Source organism: Butyrivibrio sp. AE3006, assembly GCF_000424165.1.
Taxonomy (GTDB): Bacteria; Bacillota; Clostridia; order Lachnospirales; family Lachnospiraceae; genus Butyrivibrio.
The window spans coordinates 1-22935 of record NZ_AUJJ01000010.1; the positions used below are offsets into that span (position 1 = coordinate 1).

The 22935-nt window shown below is 40.2% G+C and carries 18 protein-coding genes, 1 tRNA gene, 1 pseudogene and 1 other annotated feature; of the genes and pseudogenes, 14 read left to right on the plus strand and 6 right to left on the minus strand.

Going from position 1 to position 22935, the window contains the following annotated elements:
* From G603_RS22695 to G603_RS19485, 3 genes and pseudogenes are all read left to right on the plus strand, one after another.
* Positions 1 to 210, plus strand: a pseudogene (locus tag G603_RS22695) (RNA-guided endonuclease InsQ/TnpB family protein); the annotation flags it as partial.
* A gap of 236 nt (positions 211 to 446) precedes the next feature.
* Positions 447 to 635: a nucleotidyltransferase domain-containing protein gene (locus tag G603_RS22770; protein WP_155832630.1), complete on the plus strand. Its 189-nt coding sequence runs from the start codon at positions 447 to 449 to the stop codon at positions 633 to 635.
* The gene (locus G603_RS19485; RefSeq protein ID WP_242834845.1) at positions 629 to 1192 is read left to right on the plus strand and encodes a DUF4111 domain-containing protein; all 564 of its coding nucleotides are present in this window, start codon (positions 629 to 631) and stop codon (positions 1190 to 1192) included. The genes G603_RS22770 and G603_RS19485 overlap by 7 nt, the downstream gene beginning before the upstream one ends.
* A gap of 11 nt (positions 1193 to 1203) precedes the next feature.
* On the opposite strand, the gene G603_RS0106300 is transcribed toward G603_RS19485, so the two are convergent.
* From G603_RS0106300 to G603_RS0106310, 3 genes are read right to left on the minus strand one after another with little or no spacing between them, the layout of a single operon-like run.
* Entirely contained in the window at positions 1204 to 1767 is a 564-nt protein-coding gene (locus G603_RS0106300) for a histidine phosphatase family protein (protein WP_026496355.1), read from the minus strand.
* Between the two features lies 1 nt (position 1768).
* Positions 1769 to 2494 (minus strand): class I SAM-dependent methyltransferase, encoded by a 726-nt coding sequence (locus tag G603_RS19490; RefSeq protein ID WP_051207555.1) that lies wholly within the window; start codon positions 2492 to 2494, stop codon positions 1769 to 1771.
* Positions 2495 to 2543: 49 nt separating this feature from the next.
* Positions 2544 to 2996, minus strand: coding sequence for an NUDIX hydrolase (locus G603_RS0106310; protein WP_026669669.1), 453 nt, complete (start codon positions 2994 to 2996; stop codon positions 2544 to 2546).
* A 182-nt stretch (positions 2997 to 3178) separates the two neighbouring features.
* Between G603_RS0106310 and cls the strand changes: the two genes are divergently transcribed.
* Positions 3179 to 4714 carry a cardiolipin synthase gene (gene cls, locus G603_RS0106315; RefSeq protein ID WP_026669670.1) on the plus strand — a complete coding sequence of 512 codons (1536 nt, stop codon included), beginning with the start codon at positions 3179 to 3181 and terminating at the stop codon, positions 4712 to 4714.
* Between the two features lie 183 nt (positions 4715 to 4897).
* Here cls and G603_RS0106325 read toward each other — a convergent pair whose 3' ends face one another.
* A complete protein-coding gene (locus tag G603_RS0106325) occupies positions 4898 to 6337 on the minus strand; it encodes an AAA family ATPase (RefSeq protein ID WP_026669671.1) in 1440 nt (479 codons plus the stop codon).
* Positions 6338 to 6622: 285 nt separating this feature from the next.
* Here G603_RS0106325 and G603_RS0106330 point away from each other — a divergent pair, with 285 nt between their 5' ends.
* Positions 6623 to 7531, plus strand: coding sequence for a radical SAM protein (locus G603_RS0106330; protein WP_026669672.1), 909 nt, complete (start codon positions 6623 to 6625; stop codon positions 7529 to 7531).
* A 473-nt stretch (positions 7532 to 8004) separates the two neighbouring features.
* Here G603_RS0106330 and G603_RS0106340 read toward each other — a convergent pair.
* A tRNA-Gly gene (locus tag G603_RS0106340) sits at positions 8005 to 8077 on the minus strand.
* A gap of 117 nt (positions 8078 to 8194) precedes the next feature.
* Here G603_RS0106340 and G603_RS0106345 point away from each other — a divergent pair.
* On the plus strand, positions 8195 to 9091 hold the full coding sequence (locus G603_RS0106345) for a TIGR01212 family radical SAM protein (RefSeq protein WP_026669673.1): 897 nt from the start codon (positions 8195 to 8197) through the stop codon (positions 9089 to 9091).
* An 11-nt stretch (positions 9092 to 9102) separates the two neighbouring features.
* Here G603_RS0106345 and G603_RS0106350 read toward each other — a convergent pair whose 3' ends face one another.
* Entirely contained in the window at positions 9103 to 9930 is an 828-nt protein-coding gene (locus tag G603_RS0106350; RefSeq protein WP_026669674.1) for a TrmH family RNA methyltransferase, read from the minus strand.
* An 88-nt stretch (positions 9931 to 10018) separates the two neighbouring features.
* Here G603_RS0106350 and G603_RS0106355 point away from each other — a divergent pair, with 88 nt between their 5' ends.
* From G603_RS0106355 to surE, 8 genes are all read left to right on the plus strand, one after another.
* Entirely contained in the window at positions 10019 to 10945 is a 927-nt protein-coding gene (locus G603_RS0106355) for a phosphatase PAP2 family protein (protein WP_026669675.1), read from the plus strand.
* Positions 10938 to 12461 (plus strand): hypothetical protein, encoded by a 1524-nt coding sequence (locus G603_RS0106360; RefSeq protein WP_026669676.1) that lies wholly within the window; start codon positions 10938 to 10940, stop codon positions 12459 to 12461. Before G603_RS0106355 ends, G603_RS0106360 begins: the two co-directional genes overlap by 8 nt.
* A gap of 91 nt (positions 12462 to 12552) precedes the next feature.
* On the plus strand, positions 12553 to 13851 hold the full coding sequence (locus tag G603_RS19500) for an MBOAT family O-acyltransferase (protein WP_196808047.1): 1299 nt from the start codon (positions 12553 to 12555) through the stop codon (positions 13849 to 13851).
* 58 nt (positions 13852 to 13909) lie between these two features.
* A complete protein-coding gene (locus G603_RS0106370) occupies positions 13910 to 14932 on the plus strand; it encodes a hypothetical protein (RefSeq protein ID WP_026669677.1) in 1023 nt (340 codons plus the stop codon).
* Between the two features lie 30 nt (positions 14933 to 14962).
* The gene (locus G603_RS0106375) at positions 14963 to 16453 is read left to right on the plus strand and encodes a glucosyltransferase domain-containing protein (RefSeq protein ID WP_026669678.1); all 1491 of its coding nucleotides are present in this window, start codon (positions 14963 to 14965) and stop codon (positions 16451 to 16453) included.
* 99 nt (positions 16454 to 16552) lie between these two features.
* Positions 16553 to 16784, plus strand: a binding site (T-box leader).
* A 38-nt stretch (positions 16785 to 16822) separates the two neighbouring features.
* Positions 16823 to 20014, plus strand: coding sequence for an isoleucine--tRNA ligase (gene ileS, locus G603_RS0106380; protein WP_026669679.1), 3192 nt, complete (start codon positions 16823 to 16825; stop codon positions 20012 to 20014).
* Positions 20015 to 20203: 189 nt separating this feature from the next.
* Positions 20204 to 22183, plus strand: coding sequence for a hypothetical protein (locus G603_RS0106385; protein ID WP_026669680.1), 1980 nt, complete (start codon positions 20204 to 20206; stop codon positions 22181 to 22183).
* A 26-nt stretch (positions 22184 to 22209) separates the two neighbouring features.
* Positions 22210 to 22929: a 5'/3'-nucleotidase SurE gene (gene surE / locus G603_RS0106390; RefSeq protein WP_026669681.1), complete on the plus strand. Its 720-nt coding sequence runs from the start codon at positions 22210 to 22212 to the stop codon at positions 22927 to 22929.
* Positions 22930 to 22935: the final 6 nt, after the last annotated feature.

Below are 22935 nucleotides of genomic sequence, written 5' to 3' on the forward strand. Positions count from 1 at the left end.
GCTGACTATGTTTTTTCCGGAAAAAGGATAAAACGTGGACTTTACAGGCACTACGATGGGACAATAACAAATGCAGATATAAATGGAGCTGCAAATATCTTAAGAAAAGTATTCCCAAAGGTAACCCAATGGGATAGGGGCATAGTGGACATGCCCTGTTCTTTGGGATGCGTTAAGCATCCCAAAGGTTCATGCCGCTCTGCGGCATAACAGAAACTTCTTCCGACGCAGAGTCGGTGGAGGTAGTTCATTCCCAATGAAAACAACATGATCAGGCTCTTTGAAATGCTTGATGATAAGTATGGCACGCCTGAGGAATACTTTGAAGCCATAGGCGTCAGTGCTGATATACAGAATAGAATAAAAGAAAAGCTTTGTATTTGATATGCTTAATTGGGGAGCAGTCTATGCATCGAAAAATACATCATGCTATGGAATAGGTTGTTATGGAAAAAGTTTTAAATGAATTTGTTGAACAGACTAAAGAGATTTTAGGGGATAATCTTGTAGGTATATACCTGCATGGCTCCTACGTTATGGGATGCTTTAATCTCCAAAAGAGTGACCTCGATCTTATCATTGTTGTTAATGAAAAATGGATGATGCTTCAAAGCGTGAAGTCATGGATATGGTAGTTTCTCTAAATGAAAAAGGACCTGCCAAAGGTATAGAAATGAGCGTAGTGACTAAAGCTGTATGTAAGCCATTTGTATATCCTACGCCCTTTGAACTTCATTTTTCTGTAATGCATCTTGGATGGTACAGAGACAATCCGGAAGATTATATTCAGAAAATGAATGGTACAGACGTAGACCTGGCCGCGCATTTCACCATCATTGGAAAAAGAGGAAAATGCTTATGCGGACAGCCCATTGCAGAAGTATTTGGAGAAGTTCCCCAAAAGGATTATGTGGATGCCATATGGGATGACATCGCTGAAGCCCCTGAGGATATTGGGACCAATACCATGTACATCACATTGAATCTGGCAAGGGTACTGGCGTATAAGAAAGAGCAGCTTGTTTTGTCCAAAAAGGAAGGCGGAGAATGGGCAATAAAGAACCTTCCTCAGGAATATAAGCAGCTGATAAGTGATGCTCTGCGTGAATACTTGGATGGCATGGATGTTACTTATGATTTGAGTCTTGCAAAAGAGTACGCTAAATACATGATTGGTCAGATTTCAAATTGAAGGTTGATCGATCACATCAGATTGTATTTGTTTATGGTGATACACTTTTTATCATTAAATACAAATTCCACAATCCAGGGCATGACTAATCTTATCTTTTCAAAATCCTCATGTCCAAATGAATTGTCGTAATAGTTGATGATCGTACTGAGGGCAGTTCCGTGGCTGCCCACCACGATATTCTTACCTTTATATTTCTCAAGCACGGTATCTAAAGCAGCAATATTTCTATCCTGTACTTCCCTAAGGCATTCCCCGTCTGAGAGTTTATAATCAAAATCACTCCATTGCCTTTTGGTAAATTCTGCAAAATCCTCAATCCAACAGCTATCAACCCTTCTTTCCCTGAAAGCATCTATCGTCTCGATGGAAAGGCCTTTTTTCTCTGCAAAATCAGCAACTGTATCTACTGCACGTTTAAAGGGGCTGGACAGTACAACATCTATATTTTTATCGGACAAAAATGTAGTAACAAGCTTCCTGTCTTCCATTCCTTTTGGTGTTAATTCTCTATTGTAGTCATCGTGATTATCATAGTTTGGCTCAGCGTGTCGTACAAAATATACTCTTGTCATTTTAAAATCTCCTTGCTTTTACCATGAATATCAGCTCTGTGAGGTCTTCTCTCTGACATTCCATGTATCCATCGATTATGAAACCGCTTTTTATAAGGCCGCCAAGATATTCTTCCATGGTGTGACCATACTCGATCCAATCGGAATCATCAAAATCCTTAGAGCACCAGGGCATCTTATGGACAGCCTTGTAGTATCCGCCATTTTCATCATCAATCCAGTCGCATACATAGTTAATTGGATTTGGAGCCATAATAATTAACTCGCCGCCTTCCTTTGTGACCCTGCTAACCTCATCAAAGACAACCTTAAGGTCCGGGATATACATTAGGGAGGGCGGATTTATCACAAGATCAAAAGTATCATCAGAGAAACAGGAAAGATCACACATATTTCCTTTAACTATCTCGATTGACAAGTTTTCTGCGTTTGCTATCTCTCGGTCTTTGTCCAGCATCTTATCGGAAATGTCGATGACCGTTACATTGGCCCCGGCACATGCAAGGAGCGGAGCCTGCAAACCGCCTGCACCTGCAAGGCAAAGAACATTCTTGCCTTTAATGTTCGCCAGCCACTCCTTAGGAACTTCTTTTTCCCAGAAATGAAGCACCAGATCACCACTCCTTGCAGCGTCCAATTCTTCTCTGGTTGCACTTGCTGTCCAGTCTGCGTTGTTTGTTACCAGATTATCTATGTTCTTCTCAATTTGTTCAAATATTGTTTCCATTTTCTATTTTATTCTCCATCAATAGGGGTAATAAAAAGGCTTTTGCATATCACTTAACCATATATTTTTCTTCATTAACTATCTCAAAAGGTTCTCTCTTGAAATTGAAGCACCTTACACAATTATCCGCAGCCAACATGTTTTCAAGTCTCTTTTTGGTCAATGGAAATGTCACCATATTCAATGCTTCGGACTTATTGACCCATTTAACATGCAAGCTTTCGTCACTTGTAGCCAGTTTTCCTCCGATGTATTTGCAGGAAAAGTCTATGTTTACCACATCTTTCTGGACGTTTTTACAAATTCCAATAAATCCTGTGATCTCAGCATCTATACCGGTTTCTTCTCTGATTTCCCTGATAAGTGCAGCTTGAAGTGTTTCACCGGGTTCAACCATTCCTCCTGGATATTCCCATCCTCTCTTGGGACTTTCCAATAAAAGGATTTCATCCTTATCATTTACAACAAGACCTGCAACTGAAACAAAATGCGTGTATTCCACTTTTCGTCACTCCCAACATTTTTAGGTTTTCAAACTCATGTAAGTCCCCTTTTTTTCAGCATGTTTACATTATACTTGATGGAAACTGCAGAAAAAAGGCGCAATCTACAAGAAAAACAAAAAACGTAAAACAGTAAATCATGATGATATAATATAGACAACTTTGCTGAAAGGAGAATCTGATGAAAAAAATATTAGGACGAATTCTTCTTGTTGTTCCTGCCATAGCACTGCAGGTATTTTGGTATGTACTTCTTTTTGGCGGACTGGATACCGTTGTAGGTGGGCATCTTGGCAATGTCATACAGATCCTGTTTACTGTTTTGGCAGTCATATTTGTGCTGGTTCTGATTTCGAGGCGGGATGAGAGTTCATATAAGATACTCTGGATTGTGGTCATACTGGGCTTCCCCATTCTTGGAGCCATATTATATGCCTTCCTTGGAAACAAGAGCACAGGGAGAAGCCTTAAGAGAAAAATGGAGAAGGCTCCAAATAAAGTGACGGTACAGGAATTTGTTGATGAAAAAGATTTATCGGATGAGCTGAAGAAAGAAGACCGGAGGCTTGGGCAGTCCGTTAAGAGAATCTATGAGACAACAGGTTTTCCGCTTTTGAAAAATGATACATCCAAGTATTATCCCTTCGGCGAGGATATGTTTGCTGATATGTGCGAGGATCTTAAAAAGGCAGAAAAATATATCTTTATTGAGTATTTCATCATACAGCGCGGAGTTTTCTGGGATACACTTACTGACATTCTTGCTGACAGAGCGGCAGCAGGAGTTGATGTCAGAGTCATGTATGACGACCTTGGAAGTATTGCGACCTATTCTTTAGTAGACATACGTGATTTACAGCAAAAGGGAATCAAGTGCATACCCTTCAATCCGCTTTTCTTTGTAACAACACAGCTAAATAACCGTGATCACAGAAAAATCATGGTAATTGATGGCAGGGTCGCATACAGCGGCGGCGTCAATCTGGCAGATGAGTATGTTAACGAGAAGGAATTGTTTGGAAAATGGAAGGATATCGGTTTTAGGATTACCGGTGCCGGGGTAAAGAGCTATACCTTCATGTTTGTGGAATTCTGGAATTCATTCTCAAAAGACCTGATAAATAAAGAGGAAATCGGATCTTTTGACGCTTCAGATTCTGTGAAAGACGATAATGGATTCATTCTTCCTTATTATGATTCGCCTATGAGAGAAGAGCATACAAGTAACGTCTTTTATACAGAGGTATTATCCCTGGCTACGGAATATGTTTGGTTCTACACGCCTTATCTGATGCTGGGCGATGCGCTTTTTGATGCATTCATTAGAGCTGCTGAAAGAGGCATCGACGTCAGGATCATTATGCCTGGCATTCCTGACAAGAAGGCGGTTTATCGCTTGTCCAGAAGTTATTACAGAGACCTGTTAAAGGCTGGGGTTAAGATATACGAATACACACCGGGCTTCGTCCATGCAAAGGCTATGATAGCTGATGGCAAGGTTGCAACCATCGGTACGGTAAATCTTGATTATCGCAGCCTGTTCCTGCATTTTGAGTGTAATTCATTGTTCTACAAAGCAGATATAATTGAATCGCTGAAAAAAGACTATGAGACAAGTCTTGAAAGCTGTACCCAGAGAACTCTTGAGAACATAAATAATGGAATTTTTTACAGATTTATCGATTGTTGTCTGCGTGTGCTTGCTCCATTGCTATGATTATTGCATAATTCTATTGGAGAATTTTGGAGAAAAGTTTTGAAGGAGGGCGTAACTATGAACATTGTAAGGAAGTACAATAGTATTAGCCTAATCATCAGGATCATTATTGGATTGGTGATCGGTGCTATTTTGAATGTAAAGAGACGGATTTTTGCAAAACCCGTCTCTTTTCTTTATGCATCATCTGAATAAATCTTCACCCGTTACAATGGATTGGATATTTCCATAATATGAATTTTCTTCCACATCATAAGTCGTTACCAATGTAGAATGAATGGCAAACTTTGTTTTTGTTGCCTGCTGTAAATCTGCAATTTTCCTTCGCATAGCTTTATCAAACGCCAGGTCAGGCACATAATCTGACTCAGAATACTTCATCTCACATACGTTGATGACTTGATCTTTTCTAATGATTAAAAGATCTATCTGAGACCCCAACAATCCTTTATCAGGATCTGCCTCACATTTCCATGAATTTACATTGGTCTGAACTCCTGAAATTCCTAATGCTTTTTTTATTTGGGAAACATGTTCAAGACAGACTCTTTCAAATGCGATTCCCGTCCATGCATTTATTTGCCCGGAGTTAGTTGCGTTCTTCCAAAAAATATCATCGTATGCATTATCTCTTAAAAATCTATTATAAAAAAGTGTATAACCATCAATAAGCTGATATAACGCATTTTTACTTTCTGCACCAAATGGCACATATTTTCTTATGAAACCACAATTTTCAAGTTCCTTTAGTTTTTTAGTAAGATCTCCGGAACTTGGAATCTTAGTCTTTTTACAAATTTCTTCCCTTGTAATTCCTTTATTGACGCTGCAAAGGGCCTCAATTATTTTAATATATTGATCTGGTTTATTAAAAAGGGCCTTGTAAAGGTTGTCATATTCGTCCTGTAATGAAGCTCCTTCTTTGAAAAAGAGCTCATCTATATTTTGCGAAAGGCTCTTTCCTTTACTAAGCAGGCTCCAATAATAAGGTACGCCACCAAGAATCATGTAACATTGAATAATCTGATGTCGGTTAAAAGATATCTTTTTCGTTTTTAAATACTCTTCGCATTCTGCCAAAGTAAATGGTTTTAGCTTTATTTGTCCAGTTAGTCTATTGTGTAAACCACCTTTTGAATTAACAATGTTGTCCATCATCCAATACGTTGCAGAAGCGCATACCACCAGAATAACATCCTTTTCTGGGCGGGCAGTTACCCATCCATTCCAGAAGTGCTCAAGTGCAGAGATTAATTCACTCCCTTTAGTATCCATCCAAGATAACTCGTCAATAAATATTACCTTCTTAGTATCTTTAGATTGCTTGATAAGTTCTTTTAGGCAATCAAATGCATCATACCATGAGTTTAATGTCCTATCAGTGGAAAATCCCGCATCTTTCAACGATTTTGAAAAAGCTTCCAACTGAGTCTTTTTCCTCGTATTTTTCTTTATTGAATTATTACTGAGACCAGTATGTTGAAAAGTAAACTTATAATCAAAACTCTCTCTTATAAGAAACGTCTTTCCAATCCTTCGTCTACCGAAAACTGCAACAAATTGCGCCTCATCTGCGGTTAACAGTTGTCGCAATTGTCTTTTCTCTTCGATTCGTCCTATCATTCAGCTTAAACCTCATTTTTTCCAAAACCTAAGATTATTAAGTGCATTTGGAAATAAATCATACATAAATTGTAAAAAAGCGTGTCTCGCCTGTCAAGTTTATTTTTTCCAAATGTCATAATAATAATACGATTTGGAAATTTTACTTTCTTCCGACTATATATTCTTGATACTATACAAGGCAGTTTCCCGAGTACGACTGCCTTTTGTATTTGTAATTACCTCCACTAGATTTGAAAGCTTTTTCATACAGATGACGAGCGATATAAGGATGTCACATATAATGTGTTATCCAGTAAATTTGCGGTTATTCCTAAAGACATTGATTTAGATAATCCTTCAGAGGAACTTATAAAAGGGTGTTTTGCAGCACCAATAGAGATAGATGAACCTAGTAAACTTGTAGAGTATCAGAAGCATAAATTTGATGATGAGTATCCAGATACCATCTGGTTACTTGTAACAGTAACAATGCGTTGCAATTATAAATGTGAGTATTGTTTTCAGGGTAAGCATGATAACGGAATCAATATGAGTGGTGACGTTGTACAACAGACCATCGCTTATATAAAAAACGAGGTAGACCGTAATCCGAATCTAAAGAAACTCTGTATCACTTATTTTGGTGGCGAACCGTTAATGAATATGCAAGCTGTAAGGCAGATAAGTAGCTTTGCGTTAGAGTATACCAAAGAAAAGGGTTTAGAATATGGTGCAGCAATAGATACTAATGCTTTTTTTATGACTAGAGAGATAAGTGAAGAAATTAAAACACTGGGTATAAATCAAGCACAGATAGCGGTAGATGGCTTTGAAAATTTTTATAGTAGTACAAGAAAAGTACCTAAAACAGCTTTTCAAAGGGTAATACAAAACATTGAACATAGTGCTATTAATGTGATTATTCGTATAAATGTAACTAAGAAGAATGTAGAGGAAGTAAAAGAGTTACTTAAATATCTTTATAATTTGCCTATTGTAAAAGAAAAGAGAGCCGTTGTATCGATTAAACGGGTTATGGTTTACTCAAATGACCCATGTGCAGGAGATGGTGGCTGCCGATTGACATATTTGGAACAAGGTAGAACATGTAAGTTGATAGAGGGTCATTTTAAGCAATACCTAACAGGCTATTTAAAGTATGTAGGATTGTCCCAATCTATAGCTGATACAAGCAATACTGGGCACCACTAATTATGAATGCTATGATGGTCTCATCACAGATATATCAATTGTTCAAATTAGATATAGAAAAATAAAATATTACAGAATGGTTGAGTTGATTATGACGCGGTTCACCTGCGTCAGGTCAACTCTTTTTTTGCAAGGAGGTAAATCATATATCCCGCATCGCGGATAAGTGAACCATTTCAATGCAAGCGATAGACGGGTCGCACGAGCCCGGGGGTCGCTGCACATCCGGGGGATGTGCGCTCAGCGACGACCGAAGTGGAACGTAGAAGCGGAGCGGAGACACGAATCCCGCACCGCGGATAAGTGAACCATTTCAATGCAAGCGATAGACGGGTTGCTGCTCGTCCGGGGGACGAGCGTTTAGCAACGACCGGAGCGAAGCGGAGACACGAATCCCGCACCGCGGGTGAGGGTCTCAGCTTCGCTCGAATAAAAAAGAACCGGTTCAATCGAACCGGTTCTCTTTTTATTCAAGCGATAGACGGGGCTCGAACCCGCGGTCTCCACCTTGGCAAGGTGGCGCTTTACCAACTAAGCTACTATCGCAAACGATTTATATAATTAACAACGCAAAACATATATTACACGAAGCATATATATATTGTCAACAGGAAATTTGATATTATTAGGGAGTGATTGTTTTTTGTAAAAAGGACTTACAGTATGGCCCAGAGACTTTCTGACTATCTGAAAAATGAATATGGAGAAAAGATATACAGGCTCTCCCTGTCCTCAGGTTGCACCTGTCCAAACAGAGATGGCAGCATTATCCTTCCTGACGGCACGCCTCTTACAGGAGGCTGTACCTTTTGCTCTGAAGGCGGATCAGGGGAGTTTGCAGCAGAGGTTGCATCTGTTGATGTTCAGATTGAGGAAGCCAAAAAGCGTATCAGAAGTAAGACAGATGCCAAAAGATTTATCGCATATTTTCAGTCCTATACCAACACATACGGGGACCTTAAAAGGCTAAAGGCTTTATATAAAGAGACCATAGAAAGAGATGACGTGGTGATCCTTGCAATAGGTACAAGGCCTGACTGCATCGGCGAAGATGTCCTTTCCATGCTTAAGGAGCTTAGAGAAATTAAGCCGGTATGGATAGAGCTTGGACTTCAGACGATTCATGAAGACAGCGCAAGACATTTTCACAGGGGCTATGATTTATCAGTATTTGAAGAAGCCTACAGGACTTTGAAGGCCATCGGAATAGAGGTCATTGTTCATGTGATTTTCGGCCTCCCAGGGGAATCAAAGGAGGATATGCTTGAAACTGTCCGCTATCTCTCTAACCTTTCTCCTGAGCTTGACGGGATAAAGCTTCAGAATCTCCAGATTCTTAAAGGAACTCAGATGTATGAGGAATATAAAAAAGAGCCCTTCCATATTTTATCTTTGGAAGAGCACGTGGAGCTTTTAGCAGAGAGCATAAATATGCTCCCCGAGAAAACCGTTATCCACAGAATGACAGGAGATGGGCCAAGAGCACTCCTTGTTGAACCGCTGTGGAGCCTTGATAAGAAAAATGTATTAAATACAATAAACAGGACTGTGAAATTCTAAACTCTAAAACATCAGTGAGATATAGCCCAGAAAGCCACCGCGCTGGCTGCTGCAACGTTTAATGAATCCACATCATGGGACATGGGAATCTTTACGCAAAAGTCGCAGGCATCAATTGTCTCCTGCATCAGACCATCACCCTCAGCGCCAAGGTAAATTGCCAGTTTCTCACTGGATCTGATCTTCGGATCATCGATAGAATAGGAATTATCCCTGAGTGCCATGGCAACTGTGGAAAAGCCAAGGGATTTAAGAAGTCCCACGGTATCGCCCTCAGGTAAAAAGGTCCAGGGCATAAGGAAAATATTGCCCATGCTTACCCGGATTGCACGTCTGTATAGCGGATCTGTGCACCCATGCGAAAAAAGTACTGCATCGATATTGAGTGCAGCGGCGCTTCGTATGATCGCTCCTGCATTTGTGGGATTTGTCACATTTTCAAGAACAGCAATTTTCTTTGCGTCATTGCAGATGCTCTCTACTGAAGGGAGCTCTTTTCTTTTCATGGCACAAAGGACACCTCTTGTCAGGTGGAAGCCTGTGATACCTGTCAGTACCTCATCAGATGCGGTGTAAACAGGAACTTCAAAGGAAAGAGCAGATATCTTATCCAAAAGTAAAGCTGCTTCACCATTATCCTGACGGAGCTGCTTATCTTCTATAAGAAGCGATATAGGCTCATAGCCCGCAGCCAGAGCTCTCTCAATAACCTTTGGGCTCTCTGCTATGAAAATACCGGGCTCAGGTTCATTTATGTGATACAGCTGAACTTCAGATTGTTCTTTATAAACATAAAGTTCAGGTGCTTCATAATTGTCTATGGTGATGAGTGTTTTCATAAAATATCTCCATGTAGGAATAGTACACGAAAAGTATAACATGAGTATGATACAATAGGTTTATAGGATTTTCTAAGGGGGTATTTTTATGGGTAATACATTCTATTTTGCTTTTGAGCCCGCTCTAATGACATGGCTTCAGGGGGTTCTGGGAGAGACAGGAGCAAAAATAGTATCGCAGTTTTCAGCACTTGGCGAAGAATATGCCCTTATACTTATACTTGGCTTTTTGTATTGGTGCTATGACAAAAAGTTTGGAATTTATATTGGAACAAACGTAGCGGTGGGCATTACCCTTAATCCGCTGATTAAAAATATCTTTTTAAGAATAAGACCTTATATGGCGCATCCTGAGATTAAGTGTTTCAGGCCCGTGGAGCCGGATGCAGATCTGTATGATGTGGTGGCCCAGGGGTACTCTTTTCCAAGTGGTCATTCCATGAATTCAGCTATTGCCTACGGTACTCTCGGAAGATATACAAAGAAGAGAGTTTTTGAAGTCCTCGCCTTTGTGCTGCCGCTGCTTGTTGGTATTTCAAGAGTCTCTGTTGGTGTGCACTATCCCACAGACGTGCTTACAGGCTGGTTATGCGGCGCGTTGGTTGTTTTCGCTGTTCCTTTTATAATGGACAAATTCGGCGAAGAGAACAGATGGAAGGTCAACCTGGTTTTCTTTCTTATAGCCAGTATTGGAATATTCTATTGTAAAACAGAGGATTATTTCTCCGGGCTTGGAATCATGGGCGGCTTCTTCCTTGGAATAGAGATTGAAAAAAGATTTGTGGATTTCAAAAGTACCACAAAGCCTGTTCATTGCATTGCCAGATTGCTTGGCGGTGGGGCACTTTATTTTGTACTTAACAAGCTTTTGAAAATGCCATTTTCCACAGAATTTTTGACATCAGGAACGACAGCGGCGTACCTCGTCAGATCAGCTCGTTATTTCATTGTGCTTACATTTTTGATTGGTATTTATCCGTATGTTTTTCGTTTTGGGGCAGGCAAAAATGAATAATACTTTTTCGAAAGTACTCGATGTTTTATTAAAAATAATGTTCGTGACAGGCTTCCTGATATTTTTTTGTGCGAATGTCTTTCATTATACAGCCAGGATGGATGGCGATGTCGCAGGAGAAGCGATACTTGCAAAAGAAATATCGGACAATAATTTGAGAACGCCGGATAGCTGGTTTATCAGCACGGAGGAGAGGGTAATATATCCGGCTAACCTTGGGGCGATAATATATCATTTTTCGGGGAATCTTAACGTTTCTATGGGGCTTGCATGTTCAGTGTGCGGGCTTCTCCTCATCATTTCAATGATTGCGTTATACAGGAAGGTTGGAATGAGTAGTATTGCTGCGTGGTGTGCTGCTGTTATTCCTTTTGTCCTAACGCTCAATGTCCATGACACATTAGAAATGTATATTTTATATGCCGGCTATTATTTTCCGGTTCTTTTCGCATTTTACATTTATGGAATCTTTCATGCTGATTTTATTGAGGGAAGAATCCCTGTGTTTAATCTGATTATTTCCGTGGTACTGTCCATTGTGCTGGGAATGCAGGGAATGCGCGGACTTCTGATGGTCTTTTTGCCATATACCTGTGTAGAGATTCTTAGAACGCTTATTATCCTGATCAAAAAGAAAAAGTGCCAGTTAAAGGAATTATTCCCGCTTTTTTGGTGCTGTTTCCTGGTAGTAATATCATACGTTTCAGGTAAATTCTTATCAGAGGGAGTATCCAGTACTTCAAGAAATTTAAGAAACGGCCCTGCCAAACTTGTGAATGAGGTTATTCCCTCTATATTTGATCTTTTTGATACAAATGGAAACCTGGTGTATCTGTTGGTTGTTGTGGCAGTTTGTCTGATAGCTGTTTGCTTTTCTGTTTATGTATTTATAAAAAAGATGCCACAGAAGTCTGCATTTTTCTGGGCAAGTCATTGGATGTCATTGTTTGCAATGGTTGCAGCCATGGCTTTTACAACCTTTGATGTTTCATCAAGGTATTCTGTATTCCTGTTTTTTGCGATAGGAATGTCAGTTGGAATTACGCTTGATAATATGGAATCCCAAATGGTACTGCGAAATATTTTTCTTGCGATAATAATTTCGTGTACTGTGTTTTCATCATCAAGCGTGTATATGAACCTGATAAAGAACGACAATTCTAAAGACTCTGTGTACGTTAAAATCGTGGACTGGATGGTAGAAAATAATGTTCATAGAGGATATTCCACTATGGATTATGCAGGGATTATAACCCTGGCAGGTAATGGGAAGACCGAAGTTTGTCAGATAGATATGACGAACCTTTGCGCTATAAAATGGCTAAGCAGTGCAGACTGGTATCCGCCAAATTCTGATGCCGGAGAGAGAGTTGCTATTATCACAACGGACAATACGGATGAGAGTTTCCTTAAATACATTGATGAGAATAATCTTTCTGGCATTATTGAAACCAGTACGGATATGCAGAAATTCCATTGCTATATTCTTCAGGAGAATCCTGTGAGGTTAGATTAATATGCTTGTATACACAAAGCTTTTTGGGGCCTTCTTTATATGTTTATGTATATTATTATGTCTGGTCTCATATTTGATAAAAAATGATATTTTGAGGAATACCTTTTCAAGACTTATTCTTCTGTCCGGCAGCGTTGCTTTCTTTTTGTATTCCGGAAAAAGCTTTATCTGGTTCTATCTGTACCTGATAATTATCACCTATATTGGCGGACTGTGTATATCCAAAACAAAGAGATCCTTCTGGATATTTACCCTGCTTTTATTTGCGCCGCTTTTGGCATATAAGCTTTTAAGCTGGAGTAGCAGCAATATTATTCAGCCGCTTGGCATTTCATTTATCACATTGCAGAGCTATACATATTTTTACGCTCTTTATAAAAATGAGATGGAGTGTGAGAAGGGCATAGTTCAGGTGGCTCTTTTTGTGTCATTTTTTCCATGCCTTTCCAGCGGGCCAATAATGGATGCTGGAGTTCTTTTGCCACAGTTTAAAAAAATCAGATCCTTTGATTATGAAAGAGTTACAGATGGTATAAGACTATACGGCTGGGGACTTCTGAAAAAGCTGGTGCTGGCGGATAATTTAGCGTTATATATAAGCGGCGTAAAAGAAAATGCTCAAAGTGCTGAGCATGCAGGAACAGCACTGCTTATCACGGCGCTGTTATATTCATTTCAGCTGTATTTTGATTTTTCAGGATATTCAGACATTGTAGTTGGATGCGGCAAAGTGATGGGCTTTGATCTGACCCGTAATTTTAACCATCCATATCTGTCAAAAACAGTGGCTGAATTTTGGAACAGGTGGCATATTTCACTTAGTGGATGGCTAAAGAAATACATATACATTCCTCTTGGCGGCAGTCGTGTAAATGTGGTAAGAATCTACGTTAATACCATGATCGTGTTTTTGGTGAGCGGCTTTTGGCATGGAAACGGTGTGACATTTCTGGTATGGGGAATACTGCACGGCCTGTTTGTCTGCATTGACAGGGCACTAAAGAAAAAAGGCTATAAAGGAAACGTCTTTATCACATACATGGCAGTATCCTTTGCCTGGATATTCTTTGCGGCTCCAAGCGTAAGCTCCGCAGTTAACACGATTATCTCCTTTGCAGGAATTCCAAATGAGATAAAGCTACTTGCTCTTGGCGAAATTGGCAGTCTTAGCAGTTTGCTTTTGATTCCGGAAAACTGCAATGTTTTACTGATACTTTCAGGCCTTTTTATTTTTGGAGTAATCAGCCACATCACATATAAAAAGGATGGAAATGAGATAGTAAAGAGTCTTAATCCTATCATCAGATGGTGTTGCTACTATGCACTGATCATGGCGATTTTGCTGTTCTCGTGCACGGAACAGGTTAATTTTATTTATAATCAGTTCTGAATATGTATAGAGCTTGAAATATGACAGAGAAAATAGTTTCCAAAGGAGGAGAGTTGGGATGAAAAAGCTTTTTCTAAAGCTTTGCTTATGTCTCATTCCGGTCTTTTTGTATCTGGGTCTTTCATACTATATAGATGTATTTAATGTATTTCATTACCGGAATATCAGAATTACAGAGGCTGCGAAGAATGATAATTACATAAAGACCAGGTATGTGATAGAGAATCCCACAAGGTTTAATGCCTTTATTTTGGGATCATCAAGAGTCGGGAATCTTCCACCTGACGGACTTTTGCAGGAATTGGATGACGTTTCCTTAAGCTGGTATAACATGACCTACCCTATGGGATGCCCGAGGGATAATTTAGAGACAGTTAAGACATTTTTGGCCTCCGGCGTGGATGTAAAAATGGTTATTGTGGGAATAGATGAAATATCCATGTACAATACCTATTCATCCAATTCAGGCGAAATGATTGAGAAACAATATCAGGAGTATGCGAAAAATCCTGCAAGATTCTTCTATGACTATTTATTAGTAAGACCGCAGATGTCCGTGTTTAAGGATGTCCTGACTCAGGATGATGAGGACAGGGACAATGTCAGATTGTTTTATGAATATGGCGTAGAAAAAAGGAATCTTTCAATTGAAGAACCCACAGAAGAAAGGAAGATGGAATCATCTCTTGGATGCGGTGCATTTAATGGGGATGAGGAGTTTGAAGGTATTTGTGCTTTAAGAGACTTGGCAAGCCTTTGCGAACAAAACGGTATTGAACTTAGAGTTTTTACCTCTCCAATTTTGCAGACGACTTATACAGAGGCAGTATCAAAAGGATACTTTGATTTTCTAAGAGCTGTTTCACGGGAAATAGAATTTTACAATTTTTCCGGGCTAAATAAATACACTACAGACATGAAGTATTATTTTGATGCTTCTCACTATAAGCCCTATATCGGAATGATTATTGAGGATAGTATTTTTAGTGACGAGAAAAAGGAGTACCATGAATTTGGCGGCTATATTACAAATGAAAATATAGATTCGCTGCTTATGTATTTGGAAGATCAGATGAAATGACAGATATAAAGCAAAGAGGATAATAGTGTTATGAATAATAAGCGAAATTATCGGAGCGACATTGTAACATCATATTTATTGACATTTATTCTTGTTGTTATTGCGTATCAGGGCTTTTATCGATTTGGATTTGAGTCTGACACCATGACTCATTATCTGAATCCTCTTATAAATATAGAATCAAAGCTCGCATATACAAGATATATTTCATACCTGGTGGAAATCGGCCTTTATAAATTGGGTTTTATTCTGCCGGAGCATTACAGATTATCATACATTTTCTTTTTGTTTTTCACAGCTACAACTGCCTTTATATATCAGCAGGCTATTATAGGCAGGATCAGAGAACAGAGAGTGGAGATGGATCTTGCTTGGGAATATCTTGGAAGATTTATTCTTTCGCTGCCCCTTATCAGTACTTTATACTCGGAATATTTCATGTTTCCTGAGTGCTTTGCCTTTAGCATAGGCGTTTTGTTTTCTGCAATAGCTGTCTATATGTATTCCAGAAAAAAATATTTTGGTGCCGTAGTTTTCCTTCTGATGGCTGTGTTTACTTATCAGGTAACGGTGATGCTAAGCGCTATTTACGCCCTTTTATTTGTTGTCATCGATGAGGGCTACGCCCTTACTGCCAGAATGTTCAAACGAGGTCTTTTTACATCGCTTTGCTGCATAATGGCAGGAATTATTAATCTTATAACATCAAGAGTGGTATACCGTTTACGTATAATTACAGACCTGCCCAAGACTCTTAGGCATGAATCATTATATGAAAGACTTGCTCATATTCTGTATATACTAAAAGCATTCTTCTTTAGCGGAAACGGACTTTTGCCGGTGCGGTTTGCTAATCTTCTGGTAATAATCATAGCAATAGCGCTGATGGTCATTTGCAACATTTATGAAAAGCCGGAGATATTGACTTTCTTATTTGCAGGATTCATTATGTTTTGCCTGGCTATTGTAATTCCGCTTATTCAGGCAGATACGCCAAGAGTTATCTTTGTGCTGTACGCAGCTCTTGGATGCTTTGTTTTCCTATCATTTGCTCAGCTTGATGGAAAAGCTGTCGCGGTAATGCAGGGAGTAATATTGTGTACTGTACTGTTACAGATTTTTTCCAATCAGCAGATAGCAGTTAATCATTACATCTCAAATGCTGAGGATATCGCATGTGCAAGAGCTGTACTTAGCGCAATAGATGAGTATGAAAAGACCACAGGTACAACTATACAGGAAATAGCAGCCTGCGAGGACAGTGTATCCCTCAACTATTTCGATGATGTTTATTACACGGTGGGTCAGATAAATGAGAGAGTAATGCACAATGTCCCCTACAGTCTTCTAGAGTATGTAAATAAGCTGGATACCGGAACCACAGACCTTAGATTCAGGAAAAGCAAAATGGACGGGATTGATGTCAGGGAGGCTTATTTTGCAGGAAAAGAGTGGGACAGCTTCAATGTGTACGAGCAGCTGATTATGGATGGAAATACGGCTTATTGGTGCATATATTGATATCTTCTGATGTTTTTTAGGAGAAAGCCTGCAATAGTGAACGAAAAATAATATCTTGACTTTTTTTAATGTCATGAATAAAATTATGGATAACTGAATAGAAAAGCTGTGACGAAGACAGTACATTGTTTTGAAAGCTTCAGAGAGCCTGCGGGTGGTGCGAGCAGGTGCGAGTATGAATTTTGGAAAATCACTTCTGAGCTGCGTAACCGAACTATCTAAATCAGTAAGTTACGACGGAATCTCCCCGTTATGGAGAATCATATAAAACCGTAAATTCGGGGAGTATGCGTAAACAGGTGGTATAGCGAGTTTGACCCTCGTCCTTTTTACAGGACGGGGGTTTTTTAGTTTTGAAAGGAGTTTCAGATGTATAAGAAGGTTGACACTGATATGAATTTTGTCGCCCGCGAGAAGAAGATTGAGCAGTTCTGGAAAGATCAGGACATCTTCCAGAAGAGCGTAGATACACGCAGCCAGGGCGAGATGTATATGTTCTATGATGGACCGCCGACTGCAAACGGTAAGCCCCACATCGGACACGTACTTACACGTGCGATCAAGGATATGATTCCGAGATACCGCACAATGAAGGGTTACACTGTTCCCCGTAAGGCAGGCTGGGATACTCACGGTCTTCCTGTAGAGCTTGAGGTTGAGAAGCTCCTTGGTCTTGACGGAAAAGAGCAGATTGAAGAATACGGTATGGAGCCTTTCATCAAGAAGTGTAAGGAATCCGTATGGAAATATAAGGGAATGTGGGAGGATTTCTCCGGCACAGTTGGTTTCTGGGCTGATATGGATCACCCCTACATCACCTATGATGATAACTTTATCGAGTCTGAGTGGTGGGCTCTTAACGAGATCTGGAAAAAGGGTCTTCTTTACAAGGGCTTCAAGGTAGTTCCTTACTGCCCTCGCTGTGGCACACCTCTTTCTTCACACGAGGTTGCTCAGGGCTATAAGACTCTTAAAGAGCGCACAGCTGTTGTTCGTTTCAAGGTTAAGGATGAGGATGCATACTTCCTTGCATGGACCACAACACCCTGGACACTTCCTTCAAATATCGGCCTCTGCGTGAACCCTGATGAGAAGTACATCAAGGTTAAGGCAGCAGATGGCTACACATATTATCTTGCAGAAGCTCTTGCAGATACAGTACTCGGCAGTTTAGCGAAGGAAGAGGGCGAGAAGGCTTACGAAGTTCTTGAGACTTATGTAGGTACAGACCTTGAATATAAAGAATATGAGCCTCTTTATCAGTGCGCTGCTGATGAGACAGAGAGACAGCACAAGAAGGCATTCTTCATCTATTGCGATAACTACGTAACAATGTCAGATGGTACAGGTATCGTACATATCGCTCCTGCATTCGGTGAAGATGACGCCCGTGTTGGTAGAAAATATGATGCTCCTCTTGTACAGATGGTTGACGGCGAAGGAAAGCTTAAGCCCGAGACACCTTTTGCAGGCTACAGATGTAAGCCCACTCAGAAGGAAATGGATGAGGGCGCTATCAGTGCAGATCCCGAGGTACTTAAGGACCTTGATAAGAGAAGCCTTCTTTTCTCAGCACCTAAGATGGAGCATGATTATCCTCACTGCTGGAGATGCGGTACACCTCTTTTGTACTATGCACGTTCTTCATGGTTCATCAAGGTTACAGCAGTTAAGGATGACCTTATCAGAAATAACCAGGAGATCAACTGGATTCCTGAGTCAATCGGTAAGGGACGTTTTGGTGACTGGCTTGAGAACATTCAGGACTGGGGTATCTCCCGTGACAGATATTGGGGAACACCTCTTAATATCTGGGAGTGCGATGACTGTGGACATCAGCTTTCAGTAGGATCAAGAAAAGAGCTTGCTGAGCTTTCAGGAGATCCTTCTGCTGAGACAACAGAGCTTCACAGACCTTATATCGATAAGTTTGAGATCACATGTCCTAAGTGTGGCAAGAAGATGCACAGAGTTAAGGAAGTTATCGACTGCTGGTTCGATTCAGGAGCAATGCCTTTCGCACAGCTTCACTATCCTTTTGAGAACAAGGAGCTCTTCGAGAAGCAGTTCCCTGCTCAGTTCATCTCTGAGGCTGTAGACCAGACAAGAGGATGGTTCTACTCACTTCACGCTGAGGCTACTCTTCTTTTCAACAAGCCTGCATTCAAGAATGTTATCGTTCTTGGTCTTGTACAGGATGAGAACGGACAGAAGATGAGTAAGTCCAAGGGTAATGCGGTTGATCCTTTCGAAGCACTTGAGAAGTACGGTGCAGATGCTATCAGATGGTATTTCTATACCAACTCTGCTCCCTGGCTTCCTTCAAGATTTGCAGGTAAGACAGTTCAGGAAGGACAGAGAAAGTTCCTTGGAACACTTTGGAACACCTACGCATTCTTTGTACTTTATGCAAATATCGACGGCTTTGATGCTTCAAAATACAGTCTTGAGAAGGATAAGCTTACAGTTATGGATAAGTGGATCCTCTCCAAGATGAACACCATGATCGGTGAAGTTGATAAGAACCTTGAGAATTACAGAATACCTGAAGCTGGTAAGGCTCTTGATGCATTTGTAGATGACCTTTCCAACTGGTATGTAAGAAGATGCCGTGAGCGTTTCTGGGCTAAGGGAATGGAGCAGGATAAGATCTCTGCATACATGACTCTTTACACAGCTCTTGTAAACGTATGTAAGGCAGCAGCTCCAATGGTTCCCTTCATGACAGAGGAGATCTATCAGAACCTTGTAAGAACAGGTGATAGCACAGCTCCTGAATCAATCCATCTCTGCGATTTCCCTGCAGTAGATGAGAGCTTCATCGACAAGGATCTTGAGGAGAACATGGATGAGGTTCTTCAGATCGTAGTTCTTGGACGTGCTTGCCGTAATGCAGCTGCTATCAAGAACCGTCAGCCTATCGGACAGATGTATGTTAAGGCTGAGAAGTCTGTATCAGAGTTCTATCAGGAGATCATCGAGGATGAGCTGAATGTTAAGAAGGTAGTCTTTGCTGATGATGTAAGAGACTTCACAACCTATACCTTCAAGCCTCAGCTTAAGACAGTAGGACCTAAGTATGGTAAGGTTCTTGGCGGAATCAAAGAGCACCTTAGCTCACTTGATGGAAACAACGCTATGGATGAGCTTAAGGCTAACGGAGCACTTAAGTTCGAGGTAAACGGCACAGCTGTTGAGCTTACTGAGGAAGACCTTCTTATCGACATGGCTCAGAAGGAAGGCTTTGAGAGCACAGAGGATCATGGAATCACTGTTGTTCTTGATACAAACCTTTCAGAGGAGCTTCTCAACGAAGGCTTCATGTATGAGGTTATCAGTAAGGTTCAGACCATGCGTAAGGATTCCGGCTTCGAGGTTATGGATCACATCAAGCTGTCTGTAAATGGCAATGAGAAGATTGCTTCAATTGTTAAGGACAATGCTGATTCAATCTCAACCAAGGTTCTTGCTACAGAGATCGTATATGACAGCAATGTGGCAAATTCCAAGGAATGGGATATCAACGGCGAGACAGTAACAATCGGTGTTGAAAGAGTATAAATCATAATGCTTGACGAAGTTTTCAGTGTCTATTAGAGTAGTTTTGACACAGAAAACGAGAACAGAGCTTTATTCATAAGCGCCTTTCTCTTTTTGAGGAAGGCGCTTATTTTATATTGTGCTATGAAGTAAAATATAGATAGGCATAGGATGAAAATCCAAATCGGCTCTGTTGAACGGGAGTTATATATGAATGAATCCAAGGTAATGTCAGGATACTCGATTATTTCATTATTATTTTTGATAATAGTCGCATCCTTTCATGATATTAAATATGTGGCCGCAGCCTTTGCGGTATTAATATATGCAGTCTGCTATATAAGAAATTCTATGAAGGCTTATGATAAGAGGCTTTTAATTCCGGGAGTCGTCATAGTTGCACTTGCGGGAATACATTTTGTGAGTCTTTGGTCTAATCTTGTATTTCTTCAGAAAATTTCAGCAAAAATCCATATCACAGCCGGAGTATTAACTTCCATTGTGGCAGTAATATGCGGAGTTCTCGCCATAAATGGGGTAGTGCTTTTGCTTCATATGATACGGGACAGCTTTAAGGGCGGATTGGAAAAAATAAAAGAATCCGCCAAAGAGCTAAAGAAAAGGGACAACCGCAGGATCATTTTGATGTGCATGGTTTTCGCTATCAGTATGATCACGGTGATAGCTATCAAGAAGAATTATCACGTTGATGAGATGCTAAGCTATGGCCTTTCCAATCATACAGAGGGATTTATGATGACCCTTGATGAGGGCGTAAAATATGTTCCTTCAGATACTCAGTTTATAAAATATCTCGGAGTAAGCACTGACCATAGATTTGATTATGAGAATGTATTTATAAATCAGGAAAATGATGTTCATCCGCCTCTTTATTACAGCATTCTTCATACGATAAGCTCGCTGTTTCCGGAGAGCTTTAGCAGATGGTATGCAGGCATTATAAATATTGTTTTTGGACTGCTATCCCTTATTATGCTGGATAGTCTTTTGAGAAAATTTCTCGATGACAAAAGGGTTATGGCGGTAATACTATGTGCCTTTGTAATTTCAGCAGGAATCCTTAATGCCATTGCGTACTTCAGAATGTATATTGTGGCGATGTTTATATGTCTTCTTCTTTTAAACGAGATCGTGGATGGAGACAGAAGTAAGAGTAACGATTACCATTTTTATGGGAAACTTTCTCTTACACTGCTTTGCGGAGCGCTTACCCATTATTATGTAACAATATATGCAGCGCTTCTTTTCACCACCTTTGGAATAATATTGCTGATAAAAAGAAGATTCACAGATGTTCTTGGAATTATTTTATCCGCTTCCGCAGCGGCATTATCTGCAATAGCCATTTTCCCCGCAATGCTTACCCACATGTTTGGTGGCTATAGAGGAAAAGAAGCCTTGGAGAGTATCGCATCCTCCGGAGAAGGAATGCTTTCAAATTTTAAGCGGCTTCTTACAGTAATAAACGGAGACTTCCTTGGTAGTCTTGGCGTTGTAGTTCTTGTTTTGGGACTTTTGGCAGGAGTTATTTTTATCATCAGAAGCAGAGAGGGAAAAGAGCAGAGTTTAGAGACTACAAGCGGAGCAGCTCTTTCAGGATATGTTTTGCTGATTGTTCCAACAGTACTCTACTTTTTTGCCATACTTAAAATAGCCCAGGAAAGTAAGCCAAGCCCCAGATATTTCTATCCAATATACGGTATAAGCTTTGCTGTTTTATTTTTACTGATATATAAGACTGCAGGTGTTTTGGGTGGCAAGTTGAAATTGCAGATTTTTGCAGCCTCTGCCATAATTATTTCTATAAGCGGAATAGTGACTTCGAACTGGTCATGTTTATATTTTAATACAACGGAGCTTATAGAGTTTTCAAAAGATAATAGTGATCTTGACTGCCTTGTGGTCTATGACACTAAATGGAAAATCCCTCCGGCCTACGAGGAGATTAAGAATTTTAAAAGTGTTACATTTGTCAGAAACGATCACTTGGATACAGTTAAGGATATAGAGATCAGCACAGAAGACAGGCTTGCGCTGATAGTAGTTGGTAAGCCTGATGATAGTTATATTCAGACGGTGATTGATGCGCTTAAGGTGATAAACAGTCAGACCTTGATTGGAACAGCAAGTAATGAAGTAAAACATTCGCTGTATTACCTTGAGAATTAGAAACTGCAATATTTGGGAGGATGTGGATGAGAAAAATACTTATTACAAATGATGATGGAATAGATTCTGAGGGTATCATAAGGCTTGCTAAGGCTGCTCTTGAGTTTGGCGAAGTATGGGTGATTGCCCCTGATTCCCAGAGGAGCGCCGCTTCCCACAGTATTACCTTAAGGCACGGCATTGATATCTATCCCCATGATTTCCCTGTTGAAGGTGTAAAAGCATTTTCCTGCAGCGGAACTCCCGGAGACTGCGTCAGAGCAGGAAGCCTTAGTGTAATGGATGAAAGACCTGATGTAGTCCTTTCAGGTATAAATTTTGGTTACAATGTGGCATCTGATATCCAGTATTCTGCCACCGCAGGAGCTGCATTTGAGGCTGCTTTCCAGGGCTATCATGCAATTGCATTATCAGAAGGCTTTAATGGGTCTCACGAGGTCACAGATCACTATTTAAGGGACATGCTTATGGATGCCCTTGAGGTGGATCTCGACTATGGAGAAATCCTGAATATCAACTTCCCTGATTGTCCAATATCTGAATGTAAGGGCGTAGCTAAGGGGGTTAAGGTATCTCGCAGAGCTTTTTATATAGACAGATACAAGGTCATAGAGGAACTTGAAAATGGCGGCAAAAGATATATGGTAGATGGAATCTATCACGCTCATCCGGAGGAAGGAACAGACTACGGCGCAGTCCTTGATAACATGATCGCCTTTGGAAAAGTAAATAATATCGGAACATAAATAAAT

What these genes read in the sequence shown, in the direction of transcription:
- G603_RS22770 (WP_155832630.1), top strand. Translation starts at nt 447, where the DNA reads ATGGAAAAAGTTTTAAATGAATTTGTTGAACAGACTAAAGAGATTTTA.
- G603_RS19485 (WP_242834845.1), top strand. Translation starts at nt 629, where the DNA reads ATGGTAGTTTCTCTAAATGAAAAAGGACCTGCCAAAGGTATAGAAATG.
- G603_RS0106300 (WP_026496355.1), bottom strand. Translation starts at nt 1,767, where the DNA reads ATGACAAGAGTATATTTTGTACGACACGCTGAGCCAAACTATGATAAT.
- G603_RS19490 (WP_051207555.1), bottom strand. Translation starts at nt 2,494, where the DNA reads ATGGAAACAATATTTGAACAAATTGAGAAGAACATAGATAATCTGGTA.
- cls (WP_026669670.1), top strand. Translation starts at nt 3,179, where the DNA reads ATGAAAAAAATATTAGGACGAATTCTTCTTGTTGTTCCTGCCATAGCA.
- G603_RS0106325 (WP_026669671.1), bottom strand. Translation starts at nt 6,337, where the DNA reads ATGATAGGACGAATCGAAGAGAAAAGACAATTGCGACAACTGTTAACC.
- G603_RS0106345 (WP_026669673.1), top strand. Translation starts at nt 8,195, where the DNA reads ATGGCCCAGAGACTTTCTGACTATCTGAAAAATGAATATGGAGAAAAG.
- G603_RS0106350 (WP_026669674.1), bottom strand. Translation starts at nt 9,930, where the DNA reads ATGAAAACACTCATCACCATAGACAATTATGAAGCACCTGAACTTTAT.
- G603_RS0106355 (WP_026669675.1), top strand. Translation starts at nt 10,019, where the DNA reads ATGGGTAATACATTCTATTTTGCTTTTGAGCCCGCTCTAATGACATGG.
- G603_RS0106360 (WP_026669676.1), top strand. Translation starts at nt 10,938, where the DNA reads ATGAATAATACTTTTTCGAAAGTACTCGATGTTTTATTAAAAATAATG.
- G603_RS0106370 (WP_026669677.1), top strand. Translation starts at nt 13,910, where the DNA reads ATGAAAAAGCTTTTTCTAAAGCTTTGCTTATGTCTCATTCCGGTCTTT.
- G603_RS0106375 (WP_026669678.1), top strand. Translation starts at nt 14,963, where the DNA reads ATGAATAATAAGCGAAATTATCGGAGCGACATTGTAACATCATATTTA.
- ileS (WP_026669679.1), top strand. Translation starts at nt 16,823, where the DNA reads ATGTATAAGAAGGTTGACACTGATATGAATTTTGTCGCCCGCGAGAAG.
- G603_RS0106385 (WP_026669680.1), top strand. Translation starts at nt 20,204, where the DNA reads ATGAATGAATCCAAGGTAATGTCAGGATACTCGATTATTTCATTATTA.
- surE (WP_026669681.1), top strand. Translation starts at nt 22,210, where the DNA reads ATGAGAAAAATACTTATTACAAATGATGATGGAATAGATTCTGAGGGT.